Raw genomic sequence first — 25,502 nt, 5'->3', positions numbered from 1 at the left:
AAGACTCAGCGGTGTCAGGAAACGCCGGTGACTGGGAAACTGGCGATCATACCGGGGGCGAGGAGGACTCGTGAACACGAAACGGAAAGCGGCGACGGTGGCGGTGGCCGGGACGGCGGCAGGCGCGCTCGGGCTGGGCCTGCTGGCGATGCCTGCGGGCGCCGACAGCGCTCCCGAACTCCCCGAGATCGGGGCACAGCAGCTGGTCGGCTCGGTGCTGAAGACGGAGCCGCCCGCGATGTCGGGCACGGCGACGGTCGACAACGAACTCGGGCTCCCCGCCATGCCGGGCGTGCCCGCGCTGGACGCGCAGTCCGCACGCGTCTACTACGACGGCGACGGCAAGGGCCGCGTAGCGATGGAGCAGCAGTCGAGTGAGCTGACCTACGTACTGGGCGACAAGGAGTTCTGGTCCTACGACTCGGCGGAGGGCACGGCAACGCGGACCGCGCTGCCGGCCGATGCGCGGGACAAGCACCGGAGCGCGAAGGCGGCCGGGGCCGACCCGACCCGCACGGCGGCGCAGGTGGTGGACCGGCTGGAGGAGTCGTCGACCGTCTCGGTCGACGGGACGGCGCGTGTGGCGGGCCGTGCGGCGTACGAACTCGTGCTGACGCCGAAACCCGACGAGCGAACGCTGGTGCGGGAGGTCCGGGTGGCCGTCGACGCCGAGAAGCGACTGCCGCTGCGCATGTCGGTGCTGACGCACGGCACGACCGACCCCGCGTTCGAGATCGGTTTCTCCGAGATCGAGTTCGGTCCGCAGCCGGAGCGGCTGTTCGAGTTCTCCCCGCCGGAGGGCACCAAGGTGACCGAGTCCGAGGCGGGGCGGCCCGACGGCTCCCGCGGCGAGTCCGGCGAGGAACCGCAGTTCCGGGTCACGGGCGACGGCTGGGACACGGTCGTGCTCACCCGCGTGCCGCAGGAGATGCGCGATCGCGCCCAGGGCGAAGGCGCCGACGTCGAGGGCATGCTCGACCGCTTCGGCAAGCCCGTGCAGGGCGAGTTCGGTTCGGGGCACGTCATCGAGACCCGCATCGGCACCGCGCTGATCACCGAGGACGGCCGGCTCGCGGCCGGCGCCGTGCCCGAGCAGGTCCTGCGCCAGGCACTGGAGAACCGGTGACCGCGCATGCCGAGCCCGTGGTGGCGGGCCCCTCCCAGCAGGAGGGGCCCGCCCTCGCGGCCCGCACCCGAGGACTCCGCAAGACCTACGGCCGGACGGTCGCGGTCGATCACGTGGACCTCGATGTCCCCGAGGGCGCGGTGCTGGGGATGCTCGGTCCGAACGGCTCGGGAAAGACGACGACGATCCGCATGCTGCTCGGTCTGGTGCAACCGACCGAGGGCGAAGTCCAGCTGCTCGGCCACACGATGCCGGAGCGGGCGGGCGATGCACTGCCGGACGTGGGAGCGCTCGTGGAAGGGCCGGGATTCCACCCGTTCCTGTCGGGACGGGAGAACCTGCTGCGCCTCGCGGCCGCCGAACCGCGACTGACGGCCGCCGGGATTCCACCCGCGGTCGACGATGCGCTCGAACGGGTCGGCCTGAGCCGTGCGGGCGGCCGCCGGTACCGCGGCTACTCGCTGGGTATGAAGCAACGGCTCGGGCTGGCAGGCGCGCTGCTGGTGCCGCGCAGGCTCGTGGTGCTGGACGAACCGACCAACGGGCTCGATCCCGCAGGCACGCGGGAGATCCGGTCGGTCATCGCCGACCTGCACCACGACGGCGTCACGGTGCTCGTCTCGTCCCATCTGCTCGCCGAGGTGGAGGCGACGTGCACGCACGTGGCCGTGCTCAACGAGGGCGCACTGGTCGCGCAGGGCGACCTGACGGAACTGCTCGAATCGGAGTCGGCAGGCCTCGAAGTGTCCACAACGGACGTGACCGCGGCGGTCGAGGCCCTGCGCGCGGCGCACCTGGCCGCACGGCCCACGCCGGACGGCGTACGCGTCGAGCTGACGCGGGCCGCCGCACCCGACGTGATCGCCACCCTCGTCGGCGCGGGCGTGCCGGTGTACGAGGCGCGGCGCAGCCGCACCGGCCTCGAAGACCTGTTCGCCAGGCTGACCCAGGACAGCGAGGAGGCGCCGACATGGACGTCATGACGAAACCGGCCCGGCGCACGGCTCCCGCGTCACGGCTGGTGCGCGCCGAACTGCGCTGGATCTTCCGCAGGCCGCGCACGCTCGCCGTGCTCGGACTGCTGGCCCTGATCCCGGTGATCATGGGGATCGCGCTGACGGTGGCCGACCCGACGGCGGCCTCGTCCGGCGGCCCTCCCGGCAACGACGGCGGGAACCTCCTCCCGGCGGCAGCAGCGAGTGTCCTCGTCCTGCCGATCGCGGCACTGACGATGACGCTGCAGATGCTGCTGCCGCTGGCCGCCGCGATGTCCGGAGCGGACGCGCTCGCCGGAGAGACGTCCACCGGCACGCTCCGCGGTTGGCTGCTCGCACCGGTCGGGCGCGCCAAACTGCTGCTGGTGAAGGCGCTGGGCGTGGCGACGTTCACGCTCGCGGCGGCCGCTGTGATCGCGGCGACCGGGATCCTCACCGCACTCGTGATCAACGGGGACGGCACCCTGTCCACACTGTCGGGGACGACACTGTCCATACCGGACGCAGTCGGCCGCGTCGCCCTGGCCGTGGGCTGGGTGACGCTGCAGCTGTGGGCGGTCGGCGCGATCGCGCTCGCGATCTCGGCGTTCACCGAACATCCGATGGTCGTGCTCGCCTCCGTGCTCGGCGGCGTCATCGTGTTCACCGTGCTCGGCAGTCTCGACGCGTTGTCGTGGCTGCATCCGTTCCTGCTCACCGAGGTGTGGTGGTCGCTGGTCGACGTACTGCGCGACCCGGTGCCGGCGGCCGACCTGATCGACGGCGGGCTGAAGGCCGCGTGCTACCTGGCGATCGGCCTGTCCCTCGCGTACGCGCGGTTGGTGTCCAAGGACGGCTGATCCGATGTCCGGACTCCGGCGGTACGACGGCCCGCGACCGCCGTACCGTCGAGTTCGCTAACCGACGATGGCCACGCCGCCGGGGTCCAGGCGGAGCCGGACCTCCTCGCCGGGCCGCACCCCGTCCGCCATCGTCGCCACCGCATCCACAGTGGACGCATCCGGCACGGTCTCCGACACGTCGACCGTCACCCGCGTGTGGTCGCGGCGCCTGGCCCGCTCGACCACCTCGCCCGGCACGCCGGTGGAGGCGACGCGCAACGCATGCGGCCGCAGGCCGACGGTCACCGGTCCGGCAAGTGCCCACGGAACGTCGGCCACACCGAATGCGCAACGCAGCTGCCCGTCGGCGACCTCGCCGGACACCACGGTGGTGACGCCGAGGAAGCGGGCCACACGTTCGTCGGCGGGCGCGCGCCAGACGTCGACGACGTCGCCGGACTGCCGGATGCGCCCCTCGTCGAGCACGGCGAGGCGATCGGCAAGGGTGAACGCCTCCTCCTGGTCGTGCGTGACGAGCAAGGTCGTGGCCTTGGCGCGGCGCAGCACGCCGACGAGGTCGAGCGCCAGCGATTCCCGCAGTTCGGCGTCCAACCCGGACAGCGGCTCGTCGAGCAACAGCAGCCGCGGCCGGGGCGCCAGTGCCCTGGCGAGCGCCACCCGCTGCGCCTCGCCGCCGGACAATTCGGTGACCTGCCGTCGCTCGTAGCCCGCCAGCCCGACCAGTTCGAGCAACTCGGCGACCCGCCGGTCGCGATCGCCGGCCGGCATGCCCTGCATCCGCGGGCCGAACGCGATGTTGCCCGCGACGTCGCGGTGCGGGAACAGTTGGCCGTCCTGGAACACGAGTCCGAAGCCGCGCCGGTGCACGGGTACGCCCGCGAGGTCGTCGCCGTCCCAGCGGACCGCACCGGTGGCCGGTTCGAGACCGGCGATCGCACGCAACAGCGTCGACTTGCCCGACCCGGACGGCCCGAGCAGCGCCAGCACCTCGCCGTCGGCGATCTCCAGCGACGCGTCACGCACCGCGGGCGTGCGGTCGTAGGTGACGGTCACCCGATCCACGGTCAGCATTCAGAACTCCCCGACGTGCGGCGCCCGCAGGCGGTCGATGACGGCGGCCACGCCCGCGGTGACGAGCATCAGCAGCGTGCACGCCGCGTAAGCCAGTTGAGTGTTGAGTTCGCCCGGCCTGCTGATCAACTCGTTGATCGCGACAGGCAACGTCGGAGCCTCGGGCCGGGCGAGAAAGCTCGTCGCGCCGAACTCGCCGAGCGCGACGACGTAGCCGAACGCCGCGGCCGCCGCCAGGGACCGGGCCGCGAGCGGCACGTCGACCGTCCACCACACCCGCACGGGGGCCGCACCGAGCGTCGCGGCGGCCTGGCGCAGCCGGTCGTCGACCGACCGCAGCACGGGCAGCACCATCCGGATCACCAGCGGCACGACGACGAGCGCCTGGGCCAGCGGCACCAGCATCGGCGAGGTGCGCAGGTCACCCGGCAGCGCATCGAGGGTGACGAGGTAGCCGAAGCCGACGGTCACCGCGGACACGCCGAGCGGCAGCATCAACGCTGCGTCGAGCGTCTCCCCGGCCAGCCGTGCGGCACGGCCGCGGGCCCGTCCCGCCGCCACGAGCGCCACGGCGGCGAGCACCCCGACGATCATCGCCAACACCGTCGCGTCGAAGGCGGTCCGCAGCGAGTTCAGCGCCGCTTCCCAACCGGTGACGCTCAACGCGCCGTCGCCGGAGCCAGCCAGCGCGCGGTAGCCGTCGAACCCCCAGCCGTCGCGTGTGGACAACGAGCGGACGACGAGGGCCAGGATCGGCACCAGCAGGCCCGCCACGACCGTCAGCGCCGCTCCGACGACCCACCACTCCCGCCCCGCAGGCCTGCGGGCGGTCGTCACGGGCGCACGAAGCGGTGCGGCACGTTCCCGTCGTCGCCGCGCCACCCCGCCGACGACCAGCGCCAGGACCACCGCCGCGAGCTGCACCAGCGACAACGCCGCCGCGCCGGACAGGTCGAGCAGCTCGACGGTCCGCAGATAGATCTCGGTCTCGAGCGTGCGATAGCGCCCGCCGCCGAGCATGAGCACGACACCGAAACTCGTGGAACAGAACAGGAACACCACCGCGGCCGACGACGCGAGCGCGGGTGCGAGCGCGGGCAGCGTCACGGTACGGAACGCCTGCCACGGCGACGCACCCAAGCTGCGGGCGGCGTCCTCGGCGCGCCGGTCGAGGTGCGCCCACAGCCCGCCGACGGTGCGCGCCACGACGGCGACGTTGAAGAACGCGTTGGCCAGCACGATCGTCGCCACGCCGCCGCCGGGCCACAACGCCTTGAACGCCAGTCCCACGACGACCGTCGGCAGCACGAACGGCACCAGCAGGAACGTCCGAACCCATCCGGCCCCGCGCAGCCGCACCCGCGCGAGCAGGAACGCCACCGGCATGCCGGCGAGCACCGCCACGGCCGTTGAGGCGGCCGCCTGCCCGAGAGTGAACGCGGCCAGATCCCACGTCTGCGCCTGCGCCAGCGCCCTCGACACCTCGCCGTCGGTGACACCGAGCCGCAGGATCGCCACGACCGGCCAGGCGAACAGCACGCCCAGGAACGCGATCGGCAGGGCGGCGAGCGCGACGACACCGGCCCCGCGCGCCCGCCCGGCCCCGGGGCCGCGCCGCCCGCCTCGGCTCAGCCCTCGTACAGCGCGCGCCACTGTTCGATCCACTGCTCCCGACCCTCGCTGACCTCGTCGGCCGGCAGCTGCGCCGGGTCGTCCGGGAGCGGGGCGGCCCGCTGCCACGAACCGGGCAGTTCGATGTCGGACCTGGCCGGGTAGACGTACATGTTCTCCGGAACGGTGCGCTGGAACTCCGGGGAGAGCAGGAAGTCGACGACCCGGCGCGCCTCGTCGGGGCGGTCGGTGCCGGAGAGCACTCCCGCGTACTCGACCTGCCGGTAGCACGTCTCCAGCAGCGCCTCGGTGCGCGGCGTGCCGTCGTCGCCGATCTCGGCGGCCGGCGAGGACGCGTACGACACGACGATCGGGCGCGGGCCGTTGCCTGAAGATCCCGAGAACTCCTGCGTGTAAGCCTCGCTCCAGCCGCTCACGACCTGAGCCCCGCCGTCCTTGAGCTTGCGCCAGTAGTCCTGCCAGCCGTCCTCGCCGCGGTCGGCGACGGTCGCGAGCAGGAACGCCAGGCCCGGCGAGGAGGTCGCAGGGCTCGGCGTCACCAGCAGCTCGCTGTATCGCGGCCGGGCCAGGTCGGCAAACGTGCGCGGGGCGGGCATGTCGCGCGAGGCGAACCACTCGGTGTCGATGTTGACGCACACATCGCCGACGTCCACGGCTGTCAGCCGGGCGCCGTCACCACCCGAACCGTGGTCGCCGGCGTCGTCGAGCGCGTAGCGCTGCGGGCCTTCGGTGGCGGCCGGAGGGTCGTACGGGGCGAACACGTTCTCGGCGAGCGTGCGGGAGGCGAACGTCGAGTCGATGCCGTAGGCGACATCGGCCACGGGGTTCGCCTTCGTCAGCACGAGCTTGTTCGCCAGCGCGCCGGCGTCACCCTGGTTGAGCACCTCGACGCGGATCCCGGATCGCGACTCGAAATCGTCGAGCACCCGTTGTGGGACGGCGAACGAATCGTGCGTGGCGAGCGTGACCGTCGTCGCCGACGATGCGTCGTCGTCACCGCCGTCACCGCCCCCGATCAAGGTGCACCCGGCTGTGAACAGCCCGGTCACGGCAACGGCGGTCAGCTGGCTCAAGCGGCGCGGCAACATCGGCTCTCCTCGTCGGCACCGTTCGCGGCGCCCGGCCCGCGGTCAGGCGATCCGGAGGGCAGGCGGCCCGGCGTGTAACGGCTCGAGCGGAGCTTGCCTCCCTGCGCCGGCATGACCCGGATCAGGTGCGAACGGTCGTGGGCTCGGCGCCCACCTCTCAGTCCGGCCGGTTCACCGGACTCCCGTGGCGGCGGGCACGTCATCCCTTGATCAAGACACCGCGATCACCCGCCGTGATCACGAAACGGTGATCTCGACGCGATGCGGCCGACATGCCCGACTGCGACTGTGCAGCCTACCCCTCCCGGCACCACCATGGACACATGACGGAGTTACTCAGCGACGACCGCATCCAGGCGGCACTCGAACACCTTCCCAGCTGGCACCGCGACGGCGACGCGATCGTGCGCGAGGCGAAACTGCCGAGCTTCCCCCGCGCTATCGAGGTGGTGAACCGGGTCGCCGAGATGGCGGAAAGCGCAGACCATCACCCGGATATCGACATCCGCTGGCGCACGTTACGTTTCTGTCTGAGCACACACAGTGCCGGCGGGCTCACGGAGAAGGATGTCTCACTGGCGGCCGAGATCGACGGTGCCGTAGACGCCATCATGGAAACCTCCTGACCCCGTCTCACCCATGTCCTGTGACGTGCGCGTCATCCGGCAACCTTCCGGTGTGGCGCGGCGTTGCACGGGTATCCGACAGCAGAGGGAGGGAGTGCGCATGAGCCGAATCGCCTTACGTACCAACGATTTCCGTACCGTGTCCGCGATCGGGGCCGGCAGGCGACTGCGGCGCGCGACCGCCGCGGCGACGCTGTCGGTGTTGACCGTGCTCGGCTCGCTGCTGGCGGGTGCGACGCCAGCGCTGGCCGAGCAGGAGGAGAAGCGGCAGGCTGCCCCCGACCCGTGGGACGCGTTCACCCAGGCGCTCGTCGTCGGCAGCACCGCGTTCGTGATGATCATCGGCCTGGCCGGTGCCGTGCTGTACTACACGGCCAAGGGTCACCGCAGGCAGACGCAACCGCACTGAGCAGGCGACCCGCGGACCCGATGACGGCACCGGCCTTCGCTCACCAGCCCGTCCTCACCGGCGAGCTGGTGCAGTTGCGTCCGGTGCTGCCCGACGACGCTCCCGGCCTGGTCGCGCTGATGCGGGAGGAGGCGCTCACGTGGTGCCCCGGCCGCGGGACGGGGGTACCCGCGCTCGACGACCTCGCGGCGGCCCAGCAGTGGTACGCGTCCTGCGGGCGGCGCGGCGACCGGGTCGACCTCGCCGTCGTCGACCGGGCGACCGGGTCGTTCATCGGCGAGGCGGTACTGGCCGAGCTCGACCGGGACAACGCGTCGTGCCGGTGCCGGATCGGCCTGCTCGGCCCCTACGGCGACGGCCACCGCGACGAGGCCACCCGGCTACTGCTCGGCTACGCACTCGACGAGGCCGGGTTGCACCGGGTGGAGACGCAGGTGGCGGCGTGTCACGTCCGCGCGAGGGAGGCCTACGAGGCGGCGGGCTTCGTGCGCGAAGGCACGCGCCGGGAGGCGGTTGTCACCAGCGGCGGACGGACCGACGTCCACGTCCTCGCGGTGCTGGCCGGCGACCGGACCGCCTGACGGTGCCCTTCAACCGATCCGCGCCGCGAGTGTGGGCCGCCCCGGCCCGTCGAGTTCGTCCATCACGCCGCGACGTCCAGCGATCGCCATGAGCAACGGCTCCGCGGGGCCGCGCACCTCGTCGCCGTCTCCGGTCGAGAAGTCCACGTCGTCGGCCACCAGGCGCAGACCCCGGAGGCGCTGCTTCGCACGCAGCGGCGGTGCGCCCACGGCGAGGGGCAGGACGGCAGCCAACCGGTCGGTCGGTACCTGCCGCGGTCTGCCCAGTGCGCGGCGGATGTCCTGGTGGTGGATCAGACCGTCGGTCAGGCCGATCCGCGCGCCGCCGAGCACGGTGAGCCCCCGCGGGGTCAGGTGGTCGTTCAGCAGCGCCAGCAGCCGGTCCGGCTCGTAGGCGTATTCGGCGACGCCGACCTCGTTGACCGCACCCGGCTTGAACCGCCCACGGGCGAACCGCCGCAGCACCCCGGCCACGCCCAGCTCGTCGTAACTGATCATGTGCGCGACGACATCGCGGATCCGCCAGCCCTCGCACAGGCTCGGCTTCTCCCACTCCTGCGGCGTCAGCGTCGCCAGGAACTCGGCCAGCTCGGTGCGCTCCCGAGTGGCCATGGCGAGCCGGTCGACCGCGGTCACCGCTCGTCGGGTGTACGCCGGGACGGCGCCTCCGGAACACCGTCGATGTGGGCACCGCCGCCGGGGTAACGCCGCGGAGTCTCGTGCGGGTACTGGTCGGCCGCACCGTCGGGCTTGCGGCGGCGCGGGTACGGCTCCTGCGGGCCGGGATGGTCGGGCGGCAGGTCGGAGCCGTGCCGCCGCTCCCCCGGCGGCCGCTGCGGTCCGGGGTTCTGCTGCGTCCCCGGGTTCCCCTCCGCACCGGGCAACCAGTCGATGCCCGGTCGGTCCCCTGCACCGGGACGCGGTTCCGGTTCGGTGTTCCTGTCCGGTTCGGGCATGGCGAGTGTCTCCTGACTCACATCGTCAGCAGGCCGGTCGCGACCGGCTCACCGCCGACGGTAGACCTCGACCATGACGAACGCCATGAGCACCGAGGCCGCGGCGACCGACGAGACCCGCGGTCCGAGCATCCAGCAGCTGCTGTTCCCCGACATGACGTGCTTCGGCTGCGGCCCCGCCAACCCGGACGGTCTCCGGCTGAGCAGCTACGAGGTCGACGGAGCCATCCGAGCGACCTTCACTCCGTGGCCGCAGCACGACAACGGCGGCGGCTACCTCAACGGCGGGATCATCTCGACGCTGCTCGACTGCCACGGCGCCGCAGCCGTCATGCTCGAGGCCGACCGCCGCGACTGGAAGCCGGCTCCGGGGGAGCATCTGGCCTACGTCACCGCCGGGCTCGACGTGCGGTTCCGCAGGCCGACCCCGTTGGACGAGCCGCTGGAGATCACCGCCGAGCTGACGGCGATCGACGAACCGGAGATGACCGTCGTCTGCGAGATCCACCACGGCGGCAAACTGCGTGCCGGGGGAACCGCCGTGTGGAAGCGCTGGCGGCCGCGCAGCTGACCCGTCGAGGACCCGGCACCCCGACACCCGTTGGGCCCGGCACCCGTTGACCCGACATCCGTTGGGCCCGGCACCGAACGACACCGGCGCCGGGCCCGGGGCTCCGAACCCCGGACACGGCGCCGGAACGAGTGGCGGGCAGCCGGTCACCGAAGGCCGATCAGGCGATCCACTCCCACGTCTGCGGGCCGACGACGCCATCGACGACCAGGCCGTTGGCGGTCTGGAACTCCTTGACGGCTTCGGCCGTGGCCGGCCCGAAGTCGCCGTCCTCGACGAGCCGGGCGCCGTATTTGTTCAGGCCGGTCTGCACGGCCTGCGCGGCGTCCCCACCGTGGCCGCTCTTGCGCGTGACGACGAGCACCGCGAAGGTCTTCGGGCCCGCGACACCGTCGACGACCAGTCCTTCGGCCTGCTGGAAGTCCTTGACCGCAGCGGCCGACACCGATCCGAACACGCCGTCGACCTCCAGGTTCGCACCGTGCTCGTTGAGCAGGTGCTGCACGGTCTTCGCGGTCTGCGGCGGGGTCGTCCGGTTCGTCGAGACGGTCGTGAACCCGGAGTCCGCGACGGTCCACGGCGCCGGCGGCTGGGACGGCACCCACTGACCGCGGACGAGCTTCATGAAGTAGTCCCAGTCCCAGCCGGGCCCCGGGTCGGTGTGCGTGGCGCCGGGAGCTTCGGAGTGGGCGATGATGTGGTCCCGGTCCTTCGGAATGCCCCAGCGCGAGCACAGGTGCTGCACCAGCTTCGCCGACTCGCGGTACATCTCCGCCGTGTAGAACTGGCCGGGCTCGGAGACCCAGCCTTCGTGCTCGATGCCGACCGAGTAGTCGTTGGCACCGTTGCCGTGCCACGAGATGCGGTTCTCCCGCACCATCTGGGTGATGTGCCCATCGGAGGACCGGACCACGTAGTGGGCTGCGACGCCGTTCTCACCGGCCATGTGGTTGATCGCACCGCGGTAACTGCCCTGCGTGGTGTGGATGACCACGGCACTGACGCTGGAACGGGTGTCACCCAGCGCGTTGGAACCGGCGGCCACCCAGTCGTCGGCGCCCGGGTACTCCGGTACCGAAGCAGCCGCGGCCTCGGGGAGGCCACCGCGGACGAGAGCGGGCACTCCCACGACGGCGGCCGCGGCGGTGCTGCCCGTCACGGCGAGCATGCGCCGACGGGAAAGGCCTCGAGGGGGATTCGGGTTCTGGTCGGTCGGCATTCTTCCTCCGGGAGGGAACGGCAGCGATGTCTCTACGGCGCGTGCCGTCCGCGGGTGACGGCCCGTGCTCGCAGATCGCGAAGCTAGGCGAGTCGACCGAGGCGAAGTCCGGAAAGCCCGAAAGTCCCTACTTTGCTACTACCGACGAACGGAGGGGGTGGACCGCACACGCCAGGCCACCGAAGAGCCCAGGCACTCAAGCCCCCGAACCTCACGACCCCTCCGAGCACCCGGAACCCCGACACTCGGAATCCCGGCACTCGAAACCCAGGCACCCGGACACCCGAGCACCCGGACGCTCGGCTAGACAGGCTCAGGCCCCAGGCGGCACTCAGCCGGCCCCGGAAGCTCAGGAACCGAAGACGCGGATGCGGTCGAAATCCTGCGCCTTGAGGGTGCGGAACCAGAACACGTGCGACCACTGCACGGTGTCCCCGCGGCGGGTCCAGGATCCCCAGGCCGCGGCGGCCTTGCCGTGGGTGACGGCGGCCTCGACGTGTGCGGCCGTCAGCCCGGCCGGAACGATCTCCGCCAGCGCGGTCGCGACCGCTTCGCGCCCCTCGACGGTGCGCAGACCATCGGAACCGACGACGTCGAGCACACACCCGGGTGCGAGAACCTCGGCCAGCGCCTCGACGTCGCCGCGTGCCAGGTGCTCCTCGAACCGCGCGACGAACACGTTCTTCGGCGAGTTGCCGCATGCGTCGGTACCGGTGATCTCCACTGCCATCGTCGCTCCGTTCTCGGCGTTCGCGGCTCACCGTAGCGGCGCCCACCGACGTTTCACGCCGTGCCGCCTGCCGCGTCCCGCGGTGCCGCACCGCCCCCTCCCGGCGTGATCGACCGTCACAGCGTGCACCGGACCGGACACGCCTTGCGACTATGAGGTGGTTCACCGTACGGTCGCGAAGGCTGGTGACCGAGCGCTCGGCAGCCGGGGCCGGCAGGCGATGACTCCGAGAACGATGACTCCGAGAACGGCGCCACTGGAGGTGTCCTGCGGGACCATGAGTCACGACGTCACGACCGTCCTGAGTGACCTGTCATTCCTGGAGAGCCCACGCTGGCACGACGGCCGGATCTGGGTGTCCGACTTCTACACCCATCGCGTCTACTCCGCGGCCGAGGACGGCGGTGATCTGCGCGTCGAGGCGGAGGTTCCGCAGCAGCCGTCCGGACTCGGCTGGCTGCCCGACGGGCGTCTGCTCGTCGTCTCGATGCGGGACGCCCGCCTGCTGCGGCGGGAACCGGACGGCCGGCTCGTGTGCCACGCCGACCTGTCGGCCCACGTGGGCGGGCACCTCAACGACCTCGTCGTCGACGACCACGGCCGCGCATTCGTCGGGGACTTCGGATTCGATCTCATGGGCGGCGCGCCGGCGCGTCCGACGAACCTGATGCGGGTCGATCCGGACGGCACGGTGACGACGGCCGCTGAGGACATGCACTTCCCCAACGGCAGCGTCATCACCGACGACGGCACGCTGCTGGTGTGCGAGACCCTCGCCAACCGGGTGGCGGCGTTCGACATCGCCGCCGACGGCACGCTCACGAACCGGCGCGTCTGGGCCGCGTTCGGTGATCCGCCCACCGAGCGGGAGATCGAGAAGGCACTGCCGCAGGTCCTCGTCGCCGCGGACGGCTGCTGTCTGGACGCCGCCGGTGCCCTGTGGATCGCCGATGCCACGGGCAACCGTGCCATCCGCGTGCGCCCGGGTGGCGAGATCGTCGACGAGATCCGGCCCGGCACCGGCGTGTTCGCGTGCATGCTCGGCGGCGCGGACGGCCGCACGTTGTACCTGTGCACGGCACCCGATTTCCACGAGGATGCGCGGACCTCGGCACGCGAAGCCGTGTTGCGGTCCGCGCGGGTGCACGCCGCCCACGCGGGCAGGCCCTGACCGCCGATCGGCAGGCCGCGACGGCGGGCCTCGACTTCGGTATCACCCCGATGCGGGTCGAGCTGCTCGCGTCGGCGAAACCCCAGCTCGCAGAGTCGCGAGACTTTACACTCGTCCCACATGAGCGACCGACAACCCGGCACCGCGGCCGACAACCCGCGGCTGGGACCGGTCTTCTACGTGTCGCTCGCCGCATCCGTCGCGTTCATCGTCGTCGGAGTCGCGGTGCCGTCGCGCGTGGCCGACGTCCTCGAAGCGACACGGCAGCTGGTGGTCGACACGTTCGGCCCGGCCTATCCGGTCACGGTCCTGGCGCTGCTGCTGTTCGTGGCAGCGCTCGCACTGACCCCGTTCGGCAGGATGCGACTCGGGACCGCCGACACGCGGCCGGAGTTCGGCTGGGTGTCGTGGATCGCGATGCTGCTCAGCGCGGGTGTCGGGCTGAGTTTCCTGTTCTGGGGCACCGCCGAGCCACTGATCCACCTGGCCGACCCTCCCGGTGGCACCGCGGAGCCCGGGTCGGCCGAGGCCGCTGCCGTGGGCATCCGCTACTCATTCCTGTTCTGGGGGCTGCACGCCTGGGCGATCTACGCCGTCGTCGGGATCGCGGTCGGCTACTCCAGCTTCCGGCACGGGCGCAAACTGCTGGTCAGCGCAGCCTTGCGGCCGCTGCTGGGCCGTACGGCCGACGGCCCGGTCGGCAAGGTCGTCGACATCCTGGCGGTGTTCGCGATCCTGTTCGGGGTCGCGACGTCACTCGGGCTCGGCACCCGCGAGTTGAACGCGGGCATGGGCCATGCGCTGGGCGTGCCCGAGTCGTACGGCGTCAAGATCGCGATCATCGCGGGGCTGATGACCGTCAGCACCATCTCGGCCATGACGGGGCTCGGCAGGGGCATCCGCGTGCTGAGCCTGGTCAACATCGCACTGTGCGGGGTGCTGCTCGGATTCGTGCTCATCCTCGGACCGACGGCCCACATCTTCGGCACTCTCGGCACCGGCCTCCGCGATTACGTAGGCAGTTTCCTGCCGATGAGCTTCGCGGCGGAGGGCGCCGAGGGTGACACCTGGAATCAGGAGTGGGTCTACTTCTTCTGGGCGTGGTGGATCGGCTGGGCCCCGTTCGTCGGAACGTTCATCGCCCGGATCTCGCGCGGCCGGACGATCCGCAGCATCGTCGCCGGAGTGGTGTTGGTGCCGACCGCGGTGAGCGTCGGCTGGTTCTCCGTCTTCGGTGGAACCGCGCTGCAGCGCGAGGAAGCCGGCGCCGTGGACGTGTCCCACGTCGCGGGCAATACCAAGGCCGTCGCGACCGTGGAGGTGCTGGGCAGCCTACCCGGTGCGACGTTGACGTTCGTCCTGCTCGTGCCGGTGCTGGCGCTGCTGTTCATCACATCCGCGGACTCGGCGTCGTTCATGCTGGGCAGCACCACCTCGGGCGGGAGCTTGAAACCGCCGAAGCCGCTGCGGCTGATGTGGGCGTTCGCGGCCGCGTTCGCCGCCGTCCTGCTGCTGGGGCGCGGCGTGACGACGCTGCAGGGCTCGGCCGTCATCGCCGCGGCGCCGTTCGCCGTGATCCTGATCGGACTGTGCGTGTCGCTGACGCTCTCACTGTGGCGGGACCGCGCCGCCGAACGCGCGGATCACCCGATCCCCACCGACCCGCCGGATCCGTGAGACCACGCGCCTCGGTCCGCACGTAGCCGACGTCGAGTGGTGCACGGGCACGGAACAGCCGGGAATCCGATCTCTGACCTCGCACGGGAACACAGCGGCCGGTGAACCCGCCACGAGGCCGGTTCACCGGCCGTGCTCATTCGGAGGTTCCCGCCCAGACGACGGCCTGAGCCACGATCACGGTCTCGCCGTCGAACGTCACCGACGGCCCTTCGTGGAGCGTGTACCCGAGGTCCAGCATCTCGCTGACCCGGTGGCAGAAGGACGCATCGTCCGGGCCGGTGAGAACCCGGTACCGGGGCATTCCTTCGGGCGGTTCACTGCGGCGAACCTCGTGATCTGTCATGTGCTCCTCCGTCGACCTCTGCCTGGCTGCTTCGCCAACGAAACCCGGAGGCGGACGTTCACAGTGGAGCTTTGAGCCCGACCCGGTGCCCGTCAGGATCACGCACGATCGCGAACCGCTGTCCCCACGGCATGTCGGTCGGCGGCTTGACGACGACCACACCGGCCCGATCGAGATCCGCGACGAGCCCGTCGAGCCGTTCGTGCGTTCGGAGTTCGACGTCGACCTGCGGGCCGCCTGCCGACGGCTGCGGTGCGGTCTCGTCCCACCATGCGGCGAATCCCGTCGAGTGCAGCACGAGTGTGAGACCGGCGTTCACCGACACCCACGCCTCCGCAGGGCCTTCTCCGGCGCGGTTCCGACCGCGGAACGCGAAGCCGAGCCGCTCGTAGAAGCCGCGACTGCGCTCCAGGTCGGCGACGACGAGGTTGAGCTGGACGACGGTGACCACGCGCGCAGCCTACCGCCGGACCGCTACGTCAGTCGCGTTCGACGGGCATCCAGATCTCGCACGTCGCGGTGCTGAAGTCGTCGGCCCGGTCGATCACCGACACGATCGAGGGGCCGGGCCGCAACCGCCACGGGTTGGCGGGGAACCACTCCGTCGCGGTCGCCGCGAACCCGTCCTGCAGCGCCTTCGGGTGCTCGCCGGACGTACGGAACACCGCCCACGTGCCCGCCGGCACGTCGATCGCGTCGAGGTCGTCCGGGACACGTGTCTCGGCGTCGACGGCCACGCCGTGCAGATAGGTCAGCTCGCTGCCCTCCGTGTAGTCGGGGTCGACGTCGGCGCTGACCTGCAGCAGTCCCGCCGGATCCGCGTTGCTCAACTGCTTGAGACGGTCGTGCTCGGCGGCCGGCAGCGACGTGATGTGGTCCTGGATGTGCGGATTCGCCCCTTCGTGGATCAGCGGTACGCGGGCCGCGTGTCCGACGAGGCGGAGATCGGGTCGTTCGACGATGCGGGCATTCATGGCGGTGCTCCCTTCGACGGTCAGGCGGAACCTGAGTTGCGGTTGGCTGCGAAGGGGGCCGCCGTCGCGGCGGACCTCGGCCGGACCGGCGCCGTGGACGGAGCGGAACGCTCGGCCGAAGGCCTCCGTCGAGCCGTACCCATACCGGACGGCGATCGTCAGCAGATCCTCCCCGCCGATCACGTCGGCCGTGGCGACGGTCATGCGCCTACGCCGGACGTACTCCGACACCGGCATCCCCGCCAGGGACGAGAACATGCGCCGCAGGTGGTACTCCGTGGTCGCCGACCGGCGGGCGAACGCATCGACGTCGAGGTCCTCGCCGAGGTCTTGCTCCACCGCGGAGACGAGGCGGTTCAGAATCTCGATCACGACTGCTCCCTTCGCGATCGATTCTCACGAGCCGCGACGTCCGTCCGCCCGATCTTTCCTGCCCGATCCGGTCGCGTCCACGTGGCCACCGCGTGCCCGGCTGGACGGAAACGGCGTTGCGGCTCCCTGCCTTGCCTGTGCAATCTGCTCGCGTGCGGACATACGAGGAACTCATCACGGAGGCGGTGAACGCCGACGTCACAGGCTGGGGCTTCGACTGGCTCACGGGCCGGGCCACGGAGGAACGGCCGCCGTGGGGGTACGCGCGCATGCTCGCCCGACTGCTGGGCGAGGTCGGGTCCGCTGTGGACATCGACACCGGCGGCGGTGAAGTCGTCGCCGAAGCTCCGAAGCTTCCGCCGCACATGGCGGTCACCGAAAGCTGGCCGCCGAACGCCGAACGCGCCCGTGCACGGCTCGGACCCCGCGGTGTCGAGGTGTTCGACACCGCCGGCGGCCCATTGCCCCTTCCCGACCGGTCGTTCGAACTCGTCACCTCGCGCCACCCGGTGCGGCCCGACTGGGACGAGATCCACCGGGTGCTGACTCCCGGTGGTCGCTATGTCGCGCAGCACGTCGGCCCTGGCTCGGCGTTCGAACTCATCGAATTCTTCCTCGGCCCGTTGCCCGAGGCCAGGCAGCAGCGCCATCCGGATGACGAAGCGCAGGCGGCGCGGTGGGCGGGCCTCGTCGTCGACTCCGTCCGGACGGCGCGGTGCCGCATGGAGTTCCACGACGTCGGGGCGATCGTGTGGATCCTGCGCAAATGCGTGTGGTGGGTGCCGGACTTCTCCGTCACCAGGTACTCGGACAAGCTCCGCGAGCTCGACAGCGGACTACGCGAGGGCACGCCGTGCATCGCTCACTCGACCCGCCACCTGATCGAGGCTCACCGTCCCGCCTGATGTGGAGCGGCGACGCCGACCGCCATCACGACAGCGCGAGAAAGTCGCGGAGCCAACGATCGACGTCACGCATCGTCTCCGCTCGGAGCGGCCGAACGGCCTCGCGCACCCCCGTCGACGGGCAGTCCGTGCCAGGGTTTCCCCATGGAGATCCACGTCGCGGACGAACGCGCACAGCTCGAGGCGAGACTCGACGAACAGCGTGAACAGATTTTGGGCATCCTGGCCGACCTCGACGAATCGGAGGCGCGGGAGCGACTGGTGCCGTCGCTGACCACTCCGCTCGGACTGGTCAAACACGCCGTCTTCGTGGAGCGAGTCTGGTTCCATTCCCGGGTGGCCGGCGTGCCCCGGGCCGAGTTGGGACTGCCCGACAGCGTCGACGACAGTTTCGTGCTGACTGCCGAGGACACGATCGAAACCGTCAGCCGGTCGTTCGTCGACGCGTGCGCGCACTCCCGTGCCGTAGCGGCGGATCACGACCTCGACGAGCAGTTCTCGTGGCGGCGCGGCCCGGTCGATCTGCGCTACATCTACGGGCACATGATCGCCGAGTTTGCCCGCCATGCCGGCCACGGCGACATCCTCGTCGAGCAGCTCAAATCGCAGCGAACCTAAGACACAGCGAACTCAAGGCGCAGCGAACCCAAGACACAGCGAATCCAAGACACAGTGAACCCAGGACACCGTGACCCCAGGACACCGTGAGCCCAGGGACGACGACCCCTGACCGATTCACGGCGCCGGAATCGGCGAAACGACACCTCCCACAATCGGTGCCTTTTCAGTGCACTATGATGCACTCCATGGACGACGGTGCAGCGACGCTCGCTCGTGCGATCGGCACGCGAGTGAAGCAGGAACGGCGTGCCCGCGAGTGGACGCTCGACCAGCTCGCCGCGCATGCCGGGGTGAGCAGGCGCATGGTCGTGAACGTCGAACACGGAACGGCGAACCCGAGCGTGAGCACGCTGCTGCGACTGTCGGAGGCACTCGGTGTCGGACTTCCCTCCCTCGTCGAACCACCCGTCGCCCGCACGGCCAAGCTGACCAGGGCCGGCGAGGGCGCCGTGCTGTGGACGGGCGAGTCGGGCGGCCGCGGCACCCTGGTGGCCGGCACGCACCCGCCCGACGTGGTCGAGCTGTGGGACTGGACCCTCGCCGCGGGCGAGCGGCACGAGAGCGAGGCGCACGCCGACGGCACCCGCGAACTGCTGCACGTTCAGGAGGGTGCGATCACCGTCGAGGTCGACGGCCTGGTCCACGAACTCGGCACCGGGGACGCGCTGACCTTCCACGGCGACGTCCCGCATTCCTACGCGAACCCTCACGACGAGTCCGCGCGGTTCTCGCTGACGGTCTTCGAACCGGGCGTGGGGACGACACACAGAACGGAGCAACCCGATGCCTGACCTCGTGACGCCCGACGACTTCCTGGCGGCCTGCACCGTCGAGCCGGAGGTGTTCGAGCTGCGACCGGACTACCGCGCCGCGCTGCTCGTCGTCGACGGCCTCGCACCGGACAACAGTGACGGCGCCGTCGACGCGGCCGACGAACTGATCGCTTCCGCCGAGGCGCACGCCCGCACCCTGCTGGCGAGCACGCCGGTCGACGAGCTGCCGCACATCGCCGCCTGGCGCGAGGCCTATCGGGCGTTCGGAGCCAAGCCCCAGCGCACCCGCAACAGCCTGGAAGCGCTCACCCGGCGAGCCGAGAAGGGGCTGCCGCGGGTGAACGCACTCACCGACGTCTACAACGCCGTGTCCGTACTGCGCCAGATTCCGCTCGGCGGCGAGGACTTCCACGCCTACGACGGGCCGGCACGGCTGACCAGAGCTACCGGCGACGAGCCCTTCGACACGGCCGCGGGCGGTGAGACCGTCCTCGAGCACCCGCAGCCCGGTGAGGTCGTGTGGTGTGACGGCTCGGGGGTGACGTGCCGCCGGTGGAACTGGCGGCAGGGCCGCCGCACCGGACTCACCGACGCCACGACGACGGCGCTGTTCATCCTCGACGCGCTCGCACCCATGACCGACGAAGAGCTCACCTCCGCGGCCGACGACCTCGCCGACGCAGTGGGCATGCTCGGTGACAGAGTGACCGTCACACGCCGGCTGATCGGCGCCGCACCGGAAGTGACTCCGCCGAAAGAGACTCCGCCGAAAGAGACCCCGCCGAAAGAGACCCCGGTAAACGAGACACCGGCAAACGAGAATCCGGCGAAGGAGACCGTATGACCACCCGAGGGCAACGTCCGGACGCGACCGGCGCGTTCACCGGACTCAGCGCCTTCCCGCTCACTCCCCTGCGGGACGACACCGTCGACGAGGCCGCGTTCGTCGGACTGGTCGAACGGCTCGTGGCCGCGGGGCCGGATTCGATCACCGCGCTCGGCTCGACCGGGTCCTACGCCTACCTCGGCAGGGAGGAACGCGCCCGCGTCGCCCGCCTGGCCGTCGAGCAGGCCGACGGCGTGCCCGTGTTCGTCGGTGTCGGCGACCTGCGGACGTCACATGTCCTCGCGCACGTCGACAACGCGGAAGCCGCGGGCGCGGCGGGAATCCTGCTCGCCCCGATGACCTACCAGCCGCTCACCGACAGCGACGTGTTCGAGCTCTTCCGCACCGTCACCGAGTACACCGAGTTGCCGGTCATCGTCTACGACAATCCCGGCACCACCCATTTCACCTTCACCACCGACCTCTATGCCCGCATCGCCGAGCTGCCGGGGATCGCGTCGATCAAGATCCCCGGTGTGCCCACCGATCCCGTGGCGGCCCGCGCCCGGGTCGCCGGGATCCGGGCGGCCGTGGGCGAGCACGTGACGATCGGCGTCTCCGGGGACGCTGTCGCGGCTGCCGGACTGAACGCGGACTGCGATGCGTGGTATTCGGTCATCGGCGGCACGTTGCCGTCACCGGCGTTGACGATCACGCGTGCCGCGCAGGAAGGACGCGGCGCCGACGCGACCGCGGAATCCGACCGGCTCGCACCGCTGTGGGACCTGTTCGCAGCGTTCGGCGGCAGCCTGCGCGTGGTCGCCGCGATCGCCGAACATCTCGGCCTCGCCCCGCGCGAATGCCTGCCGCTGCCCGTCCGGGGGCTCGGTGATCCGCAACGGGCCGCGATCGCCGGGGTGGTCGACGAACTCGGCCTCGCGTAGCGGCGCGGCCGGTCTGCCCGCCCACGCCGCGGCGCGTCTCACGTGGTGTCGAGGTGCCGTTCGAGGCCGGTGGTGACGATTTCCATCGACGCGAACGTGAGCGGGCCACCGACGTAGCTCGTCACCCACCGGCCGTGCGCGTGAATGCTCGGCTCCCGGCGATTCTTCGTGCGTACGTGGATGTCCTCGGCATGCGGCGGTTTCCTGGCCGGCACTTCCGCCACGGCGACGGTGAGCGCGCCTCGAGGCGGCGCGTCGGCGTGCGGATCGCTGTAGACGGTCAGCTGGAAGACGAACCGCGCCTTTTCGCTTTCCGTGTCGTAGAAGACATGATGCGCTCGGGACAGGGCGAAGTCACTGAACGGCCGCAGGGCGCCCATGCCACGGATCCGCTCGACTTCCGATTCCGGGTACTCCTCGGCGTACTCGTAGCCGTGATCGCGAGCCCACGCCGGAAACTCGGCACTCTCCTTCTGCTGCCGGGCCAGCTGACGGCGCAGCCGCATCCGGGCGACGACGAACGCGGTCACACCTGCCCCGACGACGAGCACGATGATCGCACCGATCGCCGCCAGCACACCCCAGAAAACCGACATAGCGGAGATCTTACTGAGGCGAGGAGCTCACTCCTGCCGTGGTGCTCCCGTACTCGCCCCGCACATGGTCGACGAGTGCGGGCACCACCACGTCCCACACCGGCGGCGGTGGCACCTCGTGCCCCATACCCTCGACCCGCAGGAGGGTGGCGTCCGGAATCATGCCGGCGAGCGCCTCGCCGTGGGCCAGCGGGAACAGCGGATCCGTGTCGCTGTGGATGACGAGCGCCGGTGCCGTGATCGCGGAGGGGTCCGTATCGGTGCCGCCCGCGACGAGGAAGTGGTTCGTCAACGACGATTCCATGTTCCGGCTCCGGCCCACCTCCTCGGTGGCGATCGCACGGAAACGTTCCTCGTCGAAACCGCGCGAGCCCGCGTAGGGACGTTCGGCCTCGACACGGTGGTGGACGACGGCCGCGAGGTCGGTCCAGTCACCGACCCCCGGGAGTGCGCTCTCCGCCTCACCCACGGCCGCTTCGGGTGCGGGCAGGTCTCCTGGGTCCCCTCCGGCCGGTGACGATTCGATCAAGGTGAGTGTCCGCACCCGGTGCGCAGCGTGGACACCGAGGTACTGCGCGATCCCGCCACCCATCGACAGCCCCACGAGGTGCGCCGTGTCGACACCCAGTGCATCGAGGATCCGTACCGGATCGGTCGCCAAGTCGACATCCGTGTAGTCCGGCAGGCCGGGCGGGCTCGTCGTCGACCGCCCCGTGTCCCGTTGGTCGTACCTGACGACGTAGAGCCCTTCCGCGGCGAGGACCTCACAGAATTCAGGCGTCCACCAGTCCATCGACTGCGTGGCACCGGCCATGAGCAACACCGGCGGAGCGCTCCGGTCGCCGAACTCGTCGACGGCCAGGGAGACGTGATCGAATTCGAGGATCTTCACGTCCCCAACGTCCTCCCGCCAGCATCGCCCGTCAAACGGGTCTCGCCGGGATGGAGGTCCGGACTGCCCGCTCGCCCGGCGTGCCGTCGATCCGGTGCGGCGCCAGGAGCTGTCCACGGCGGACCGACGTCACCGCATCACGTTCGCTCCGGCGATCCGCTGGTTCACCGCGTGGACCAGGGACGCATGATTCATGGCGTTTCCGGTGTCTCCGCCGTTTCCCGTGCCAGTCTTCCGCGTAGCACTGTCTCCCGTGTCGCTGTTTCCCGTGGCACTGTTTCCCGTGGCATTGCGGAATTCGCCCGGAGCGCCGCCCGGAGTCAGCTCGAAAGCATCGTCGCCGTCGACGTACAGATGCCACACGGCGCCCGGCCCACCGGTAGCAGACACGAAGTCCGCGACCCACGCGCCGACGTCTCGCCAGTCCACGAAATCCACGCGATAGGCCGAGTTGACGCGCCGCCGCTTGCCGGGCCCCACGAACATCCCGAGCCGCTGTCGCCACGACCGCTGGTCCGGCAGATTCCACTGGTCCGTGGGCCAGAATTCGTCCTGCCACAACGCGACGGCGTTGCGGGGCCCGGCGCGCACGATCAGCTCCGCCGCCTCGCCGCCGTCCTCACCGCGCATGCGCTGCGCAACCACGTAGACGGGCACCGCATCGCTGTGGAGGGGCTGAGCGGCGAGGACGACGTCAGGGGCCGGTCGCCCGGCATCGTGCACCATGCCGAGTGCGCGCAGTGGCGCGGCGCGCATGCTCGCGGCGAACCGTGACCATCCCTGCGCCGACCAGCCACGATAGAGCCAGTCGACGGCCTCTGGCGTGAGTACGGGGCCCCGGCTCGCAGCCAGCGGAGTGCCGCACACCGCGGAGCACCACCGGGGCAGGCCGGCTGGGACACCGCCGACGATCGGGACGGTGTGCCCTTCGCCGTCGGTCATCCAGCGCGGCCGTAACCGACGTGGCAGGTGGGTGGAGCCGAAGAAGCATCCGGCGGCGAAGCACAGCACGGCGACGAACCCGACGCCGGTGAGAATCCACTGCAGCGCTTCGGGAAGCTCACCACCGGACGGGGCCCGGACGAGAACGACGACCAGCGCGACGAGGCCGCCTCCCACGACACCGATCCCCATGAAGAGCATGCCCGAGCCCAGGTAGGGATAGAGATAGGTGTAAGGGCGCCAGACTCCCCGGTAATTCAGCACTCCGGCAGCGGTGAACGCCGCACCCACGGCGAGCAGGAAGAACGCGAAGGCAAGAATGGCATGACCTCCGCAGCTTTCCGCGTTGCTTCTGCATCCACGGCCGGACGCGCCGAGCCGACCTGTCCGGGGCTCCTCGCGCTCCGGCGGCTCGGCTACACGCAGAGCCTAACGTCACGACGTGTCGGCACGGACCGGGCTCGGCGAGTACCGGCGCTCCCGCCGTACCCGTGTCACCGTCCGCTGTAGACCGGGAACACGCTGTGCTCACCGTAGTCCTGCGCCCTCAGTTCCCGCAGTGCGGCCATGTCGGAGTCCGAGATCGTGAAGTCCACCGCGGCGTTGGAGCGCATGTGCTCCGGGTTGGCGGTCTTCGGCAGCGACACGGTACCCAGCTGCAGGGTGTAGCGGATGCAGAGCTGCGGAACGGAGACGCCGTACTGCGCGGCCATCGACCGCAACTCGTCGTTGTCCAGGACCGCCCCGTGCGCGATCGGCGAGTACGCCTCCACGAGGACGTTCTTGCTCTCGCAGTAGGAGACGAGGTCGGCCGGGGTGTTGCCGGCATGGACCAGCAGTTGGTTCACGTGCGGTGCGACCGTGCAGTTGTCGAGGATGTTCTCCAGGTCCTTCTGCTGGAAGTTGGACACACCGATGGAGCGGATCCTGCCCGACCGGTACGCCTCTTCGAGGGCACGCCACGCGGCGCGGTTACCCTCGGCGTAGTCGCCGCCGCGGAAGTCGTGCCACGGCTGCGGGCTGTGGATGAGCATCAGATCGACGTGGTCGAGCCCCATAGCCGTGAGGGAACCGTCGATCGCGGCGACCGCCTCGTCGTAGTCCTTGATCTCGGCGGCCAGCTTGGTCGATACGAATAGCTCGTCACGAGGTACACCACTGCTGCGCACGCCTTCGCCGACCCCACGCTCGTTGCCATAGGCCTGAGCGGTGTCGATGTTGCGATAGCCGATCTCGACGGCGTCGCGTACCGCCTGCGGGACCTCGTCGTCGGCGATGAACCACGTGCCCAAGCCCAACTTGGGGATCTGGACACCGTTCGACAGCGTGTACTGCTCGCTCAGGATCGTCATGCGCTCTCTCCTCCGTTCGTGGTCGCGTGCCTCCCGGACGTTCCCTCTTCGACGGCCGAGTGGTGAACGCGGTACGGGCTGGCGGGTTCCCCGATCGGCACCGGCAGGTCACCGCCGCTTCGTCCTGGCACGCCGCGGCCACGGGACACTTCGGTGCGCCGTGCATCCACGCCGCTCCGACCGACGCGTTGCGATCCTTGCCGTTGACATCGGCGAGCGCCACACGGAGTTGGGAGACCGTGGTGATGCGCCGGCCCTCCGCTCCAGCCGTCCACCATCCGCACGCGCACTCGACTTAGTGTTGCGTGTAATGGAGGTACGCGGTGCCGTTGTCGAAGATACGGTGCTCGGCGAGGCGCAGGTCGAGTTGCGTGTCCTCCGGCACGGCCCGGAGCCCTCCGCCCACTACCTTGGGCACAACGAAGAACCGGAAGTTCTGCACCAAACCCGCGCGGATCGCCGCGCTCGCCGTCGTCGGCCCGAAGATCTCGACCTCGCCCGCAGCCTGCGCAACGATCCGCTCGAGTTCGCCGAGATCGAGATCGGGAACGAGCCGGTCCCGTTCGGACGCGAGATCGTCTCGCGTCAGGGTCGAGGAAGCCACGATGTGCTCGATGCCGCGCCATCGGCGGGCGAACTCGTGCTCCGCGGCACCCCAGGAGCCGTCGGCCGGCGCGGACTCCCAGTACCGCATCAGCAGATACGTGTTGCGGCCCAGCACCTCGGTCGACACCATCCCCATGCGGTCGACATGGGATTGGAACACCTCGGCACTCGGGCCCAACCGGTCAAAGTCACCGTTCGCATCGGCGACGTAACCGTCGAGCGACATGGTCGCGGTGTAACTCAGCGCTCCCACACGTCTTCACCCCCACGACCGGTCGTCCGTCGCAATCGCTTCCTGCCGAACGTAGGTCCGCCCCAGTCACGCCGCAACCCGTTCCCTCGAGCAGCTGCATCCGGTGTTCGGGTGGTCGCAGCTACTCGCCTCGCATCGAATCGGCTCGCGTGGAGACCGGCGGTTCGTGGGCCTACCCATGGTTCGTCGACCGGGAGCACGCGGCCGACATGCCGCCCCCACGCGAATGTCGCGGCCACGAACGCACTATCGCGAATCCGCTGCCGCGATGGAGGAGTCCGCCGAGTCGAACCCGGCTCACCACCGGTATCATCCGTGATCGAAGCCCCGTCGGATTGCGTTGGCGCGCGAGAACCCCGCTGTTGAGATGCTCCGAACCACTGGCGGCGAACCGCGGAACGCCGCT

29 protein-coding genes and 1 riboswitch are annotated in these 25,502 nt (G+C 70.5%); of the genes, 14 read left to right on the top strand and 15 right to left on the bottom strand.

Annotation, left to right across the window (positions count from 1 at the left end; translation table 11 throughout):
* Positions 1-70 precede the first annotated feature (70 nt).
* The 3 genes from FB384_RS13750 to FB384_RS13740 are packed head-to-tail and all read left to right on the top strand — an operon-like array spanning position 71 to position 2,960.
* A complete protein-coding gene (locus tag FB384_RS13750; protein WP_183783262.1) occupies positions 71-1,126 on the top strand; it encodes a sigma-E factor regulatory protein RseB domain-containing protein in 1,056 nt (351 codons plus the stop codon).
* Positions 1,123-2,109, top strand: a complete 987-nt coding sequence (locus FB384_RS13745; RefSeq protein WP_183783260.1) for an ABC transporter ATP-binding protein — start codon at positions 1,123-1,125, stop codon at positions 2,107-2,109. The genes FB384_RS13750 and FB384_RS13745 overlap by 4 nt, the downstream gene beginning before the upstream one ends.
* Complete coding sequence (locus FB384_RS13740; RefSeq protein ID WP_183783258.1) at positions 2,097-2,960, top strand: ABC transporter permease; 864 nt, start codon at positions 2,097-2,099, stop codon at positions 2,958-2,960. The genes FB384_RS13745 and FB384_RS13740 overlap by 13 nt, the downstream gene beginning before the upstream one ends.
* 57 nt (positions 2,961-3,017) lie before the next feature.
* On the opposite strand, the gene FB384_RS13735 is transcribed toward FB384_RS13740, so the two are convergent.
* The 3 genes from FB384_RS13735 to FB384_RS13725 are packed head-to-tail and all read right to left on the bottom strand — an operon-like array spanning position 3,018 to position 6,754.
* Entirely contained in the window at positions 3,018-4,034 is a 1,017-nt protein-coding gene (locus FB384_RS13735) for an ABC transporter ATP-binding protein (protein WP_183783256.1), read from the bottom strand.
* Positions 4,035-5,687 (bottom strand): ABC transporter permease, encoded by a 1,653-nt coding sequence (locus tag FB384_RS13730; RefSeq protein ID WP_372497768.1) that lies wholly within the window; start codon positions 5,685-5,687, stop codon positions 4,035-4,037.
* Entirely contained in the window at positions 5,663-6,754 is a 1,092-nt protein-coding gene (locus tag FB384_RS13725; RefSeq protein WP_183783254.1) for a thiamine ABC transporter substrate-binding protein, read from the bottom strand. Before FB384_RS13725 ends, FB384_RS13730 begins: the two co-directional genes overlap by 25 nt.
* Before the next feature lie 95 nt (positions 6,755-6,849).
* A riboswitch (TPP riboswitch) is annotated at positions 6,850-6,943 on the bottom strand.
* Positions 6,944-7,077: 134 nt separating this feature from the next.
* Between FB384_RS13725 and FB384_RS13720 the strand changes: the two genes are divergently transcribed.
* The 3 genes from FB384_RS13720 (at position 7,078) to FB384_RS13710 (ending at position 8,370) form a co-directional block, all read left to right on the top strand.
* Positions 7,078-7,380: a 4a-hydroxytetrahydrobiopterin dehydratase gene (locus FB384_RS13720; RefSeq protein ID WP_183783252.1), complete on the top strand. Its 303-nt coding sequence runs from the start codon at positions 7,078-7,080 to the stop codon at positions 7,378-7,380.
* A gap of 100 nt (positions 7,381-7,480) precedes the next feature.
* On the top strand, positions 7,481-7,789 hold the full coding sequence (locus FB384_RS13715; protein WP_228726021.1) for a hypothetical protein: 309 nt from the start codon (positions 7,481-7,483) through the stop codon (positions 7,787-7,789).
* A 20-nt stretch (positions 7,790-7,809) separates the two neighbouring features.
* Positions 7,810-8,370, top strand: a complete 561-nt coding sequence (locus FB384_RS13710; RefSeq protein ID WP_183783250.1) for a GNAT family N-acetyltransferase — start codon at positions 7,810-7,812, stop codon at positions 8,368-8,370.
* A gap of 9 nt (positions 8,371-8,379) precedes the next feature.
* Here FB384_RS13710 and FB384_RS13705 read toward each other — a convergent pair whose 3' ends face one another.
* Positions 8,380-9,006, bottom strand: a complete 627-nt coding sequence (locus tag FB384_RS13705) for a maleylpyruvate isomerase family mycothiol-dependent enzyme (protein ID WP_323985226.1) — start codon at positions 9,004-9,006, stop codon at positions 8,380-8,382.
* The gene (locus FB384_RS13700; protein WP_183783248.1) at positions 9,003-9,326 is read right to left on the bottom strand and encodes a hypothetical protein; all 324 of its coding nucleotides are present in this window, start codon (positions 9,324-9,326) and stop codon (positions 9,003-9,005) included. The genes FB384_RS13705 and FB384_RS13700 overlap by 4 nt, the downstream gene beginning before the upstream one ends.
* Before the next feature lie 73 nt (positions 9,327-9,399).
* Here FB384_RS13700 and FB384_RS13695 point away from each other — a divergent pair, with 73 nt between their 5' ends.
* Positions 9,400-9,897, top strand: coding sequence for a PaaI family thioesterase (locus FB384_RS13695; protein ID WP_228726020.1), 498 nt, complete (start codon positions 9,400-9,402; stop codon positions 9,895-9,897).
* Between the two features lie 160 nt (positions 9,898-10,057).
* Here FB384_RS13695 and FB384_RS13690 read toward each other — a convergent pair whose 3' ends face one another.
* Both FB384_RS13690 and FB384_RS13685 read right to left on the bottom strand, forming a co-directional pair.
* Complete coding sequence (locus FB384_RS13690) at positions 10,058-11,116, bottom strand: peptidoglycan recognition protein family protein (RefSeq protein ID WP_183783246.1); 1,059 nt, start codon at positions 11,114-11,116, stop codon at positions 10,058-10,060.
* Between the two features lie 349 nt (positions 11,117-11,465).
* A complete protein-coding gene (locus FB384_RS13685; protein ID WP_183783244.1) occupies positions 11,466-11,846 on the bottom strand; it encodes a nuclear transport factor 2 family protein in 381 nt (126 codons plus the stop codon).
* A 277-nt stretch (positions 11,847-12,123) separates the two neighbouring features.
* On the opposite strand from FB384_RS13685, the gene FB384_RS13680 reads away from it, so the two are divergent.
* Positions 12,124-13,017 carry an SMP-30/gluconolactonase/LRE family protein gene (locus FB384_RS13680; protein WP_183783242.1) on the top strand — a complete coding sequence of 298 codons (894 nt, stop codon included), beginning with the start codon at positions 12,124-12,126 and terminating at the stop codon, positions 13,015-13,017.
* A 120-nt stretch (positions 13,018-13,137) separates the two neighbouring features.
* Complete coding sequence (locus FB384_RS13675) at positions 13,138-14,694, top strand: BCCT family transporter (protein ID WP_183783240.1); 1,557 nt, start codon at positions 13,138-13,140, stop codon at positions 14,692-14,694.
* 136 nt (positions 14,695-14,830) lie between these two features.
* Here FB384_RS13675 and FB384_RS13670 read toward each other — a convergent pair whose 3' ends face one another.
* The 3 genes from FB384_RS13670 to FB384_RS13660 are packed head-to-tail and all read right to left on the bottom strand — an operon-like array spanning position 14,831 to position 16,386.
* Positions 14,831-15,040, bottom strand: a complete 210-nt coding sequence (locus FB384_RS13670) for a DUF1737 domain-containing protein (protein ID WP_183783238.1) — start codon at positions 15,038-15,040, stop codon at positions 14,831-14,833.
* A 58-nt stretch (positions 15,041-15,098) separates the two neighbouring features.
* Positions 15,099-15,491, bottom strand: a complete 393-nt coding sequence (locus FB384_RS13665; protein ID WP_183783236.1) for a VOC family protein — start codon at positions 15,489-15,491, stop codon at positions 15,099-15,101.
* Between the two features lie 28 nt (positions 15,492-15,519).
* Complete coding sequence (locus FB384_RS13660; RefSeq protein WP_183783234.1) at positions 15,520-16,386, bottom strand: AraC family transcriptional regulator; 867 nt, start codon at positions 16,384-16,386, stop codon at positions 15,520-15,522.
* Positions 16,387-16,538: 152 nt separating this feature from the next.
* Here FB384_RS13660 and FB384_RS13655 point away from each other — a divergent pair, with 152 nt between their 5' ends.
* From FB384_RS13655 to FB384_RS13635, 5 genes are all read left to right on the top strand, one after another.
* Complete coding sequence (locus tag FB384_RS13655) at positions 16,539-17,291, top strand: class I SAM-dependent methyltransferase (protein WP_183783232.1); 753 nt, start codon at positions 16,539-16,541, stop codon at positions 17,289-17,291.
* 144 nt (positions 17,292-17,435) lie between these two features.
* The gene (locus FB384_RS13650) at positions 17,436-17,909 is read left to right on the top strand and encodes a DinB family protein (protein ID WP_183783230.1); all 474 of its coding nucleotides are present in this window, start codon (positions 17,436-17,438) and stop codon (positions 17,907-17,909) included.
* A gap of 188 nt (positions 17,910-18,097) precedes the next feature.
* Positions 18,098-18,703, top strand: a complete 606-nt coding sequence (locus FB384_RS13645; protein WP_183783228.1) for a helix-turn-helix domain-containing protein — start codon at positions 18,098-18,100, stop codon at positions 18,701-18,703.
* Entirely contained in the window at positions 18,696-19,529 is an 834-nt protein-coding gene (locus FB384_RS13640) for a B3/B4 domain-containing protein (RefSeq protein ID WP_183783227.1), read from the top strand. The genes FB384_RS13645 and FB384_RS13640 overlap by 8 nt, the downstream gene beginning before the upstream one ends.
* Positions 19,526-20,455, top strand: coding sequence for a dihydrodipicolinate synthase family protein (locus tag FB384_RS13635; RefSeq protein WP_183783226.1), 930 nt, complete (start codon positions 19,526-19,528; stop codon positions 20,453-20,455). The genes FB384_RS13640 and FB384_RS13635 overlap by 4 nt, the downstream gene beginning before the upstream one ends.
* Positions 20,456-20,493: 38 nt before the next feature.
* Here the strand turns inward: FB384_RS13635 and FB384_RS13630 are convergent, their stop codons facing one another.
* The 5 genes from FB384_RS13630 to FB384_RS13610 all read right to left on the bottom strand — a co-directional run bounded on the left by FB384_RS13630 (position 20,494) and on the right by FB384_RS13610 (position 25,096).
* Positions 20,494-21,051 carry a hypothetical protein gene (locus FB384_RS13630; protein ID WP_183783225.1) on the bottom strand — a complete coding sequence of 186 codons (558 nt, stop codon included), beginning with the start codon at positions 21,049-21,051 and terminating at the stop codon, positions 20,494-20,496.
* Between the two features lie 10 nt (positions 21,052-21,061).
* Positions 21,062-21,943 carry an alpha/beta fold hydrolase gene (locus FB384_RS13625; RefSeq protein WP_221212726.1) on the bottom strand — a complete coding sequence of 294 codons (882 nt, stop codon included), beginning with the start codon at positions 21,941-21,943 and terminating at the stop codon, positions 21,062-21,064.
* Positions 21,944-22,072: 129 nt separating this feature from the next.
* Positions 22,073-23,176: a hypothetical protein gene (locus FB384_RS13620; protein WP_183783224.1), complete on the bottom strand. Its 1,104-nt coding sequence runs from the start codon at positions 23,174-23,176 to the stop codon at positions 22,073-22,075.
* 203 nt (positions 23,177-23,379) lie between these two features.
* Positions 23,380-24,237 (bottom strand): aldo/keto reductase, encoded by an 858-nt coding sequence (locus FB384_RS13615; RefSeq protein WP_183783223.1) that lies wholly within the window; start codon positions 24,235-24,237, stop codon positions 23,380-23,382.
* Between the two features lie 295 nt (positions 24,238-24,532).
* Positions 24,533-25,096 carry a dihydrofolate reductase family protein gene (locus FB384_RS13610; RefSeq protein ID WP_183783222.1) on the bottom strand — a complete coding sequence of 188 codons (564 nt, stop codon included), beginning with the start codon at positions 25,094-25,096 and terminating at the stop codon, positions 24,533-24,535.
* Positions 25,097-25,502 lie beyond the last annotated feature (406 nt).

Source organism: Prauserella sediminis (assembly GCF_014195435.1).
GTDB classification, from domain to species: domain Bacteria; phylum Actinomycetota; class Actinomycetes; order Mycobacteriales; family Pseudonocardiaceae; genus Prauserella; species Prauserella salsuginis.
The sequence above is the reverse complement of the archived record's forward strand: the minus strand, read 5'-3'. Positions and strand labels throughout refer to the sequence as shown.

Coding starts and splice junctions, on each gene's coding strand:
- FB384_RS13630 (WP_183783225.1), bottom strand. CDS start 21,051: ATGTCGGTTTTCTGGGGTGTGCTGGCGGCGATCGGTGCGATCATCGTG.
- FB384_RS13650 (WP_183783230.1), top strand. CDS start 17,436: ATGGAGATCCACGTCGCGGACGAACGCGCACAGCTCGAGGCGAGACTC.
- FB384_RS13685 (WP_183783244.1), bottom strand. CDS start 11,846: ATGGCAGTGGAGATCACCGGTACCGACGCATGCGGCAACTCGCCGAAG.
- FB384_RS13635 (WP_183783226.1), top strand. CDS start 19,526: ATGACCACCCGAGGGCAACGTCCGGACGCGACCGGCGCGTTCACCGGA.
- FB384_RS13645 (WP_183783228.1), top strand. CDS start 18,098: ATGGACGACGGTGCAGCGACGCTCGCTCGTGCGATCGGCACGCGAGTG.
- FB384_RS13715 (WP_228726021.1), top strand. CDS start 7,481: ATGAGCCGAATCGCCTTACGTACCAACGATTTCCGTACCGTGTCCGCG.
- FB384_RS13735 (WP_183783256.1), bottom strand. CDS start 4,034: ATGCTGACCGTGGATCGGGTGACCGTCACCTACGACCGCACGCCCGCG.
- FB384_RS13700 (WP_183783248.1), bottom strand. CDS start 9,326: ATGCCCGAACCGGACAGGAACACCGAACCGGAACCGCGTCCCGGTGCA.
- FB384_RS13720 (WP_183783252.1), top strand. CDS start 7,078: ATGACGGAGTTACTCAGCGACGACCGCATCCAGGCGGCACTCGAACAC.
- FB384_RS13640 (WP_183783227.1), top strand. CDS start 18,696: ATGCCTGACCTCGTGACGCCCGACGACTTCCTGGCGGCCTGCACCGTC.
- FB384_RS13675 (WP_183783240.1), top strand. CDS start 13,138: ATGAGCGACCGACAACCCGGCACCGCGGCCGACAACCCGCGGCTGGGA.
- FB384_RS13690 (WP_183783246.1), bottom strand. CDS start 11,116: ATGCCGACCGACCAGAACCCGAATCCCCCTCGAGGCCTTTCCCGTCGG.
- FB384_RS13725 (WP_183783254.1), bottom strand. CDS start 6,754: ATGTTGCCGCGCCGCTTGAGCCAGCTGACCGCCGTTGCCGTGACCGGG.
- FB384_RS13680 (WP_183783242.1), top strand. CDS start 12,124: ATGAGTCACGACGTCACGACCGTCCTGAGTGACCTGTCATTCCTGGAG.
- FB384_RS13695 (WP_228726020.1), top strand. CDS start 9,400: ATGACGAACGCCATGAGCACCGAGGCCGCGGCGACCGACGAGACCCGC.
- FB384_RS13670 (WP_183783238.1), bottom strand. CDS start 15,040: ATGACAGATCACGAGGTTCGCCGCAGTGAACCGCCCGAAGGAATGCCC.
- FB384_RS13615 (WP_183783223.1), bottom strand. CDS start 24,237: ATGACGATCCTGAGCGAGCAGTACACGCTGTCGAACGGTGTCCAGATC.
- FB384_RS13710 (WP_183783250.1), top strand. CDS start 7,810: ATGACGGCACCGGCCTTCGCTCACCAGCCCGTCCTCACCGGCGAGCTG.
- FB384_RS13740 (WP_183783258.1), top strand. CDS start 2,097: ATGGACGTCATGACGAAACCGGCCCGGCGCACGGCTCCCGCGTCACGG.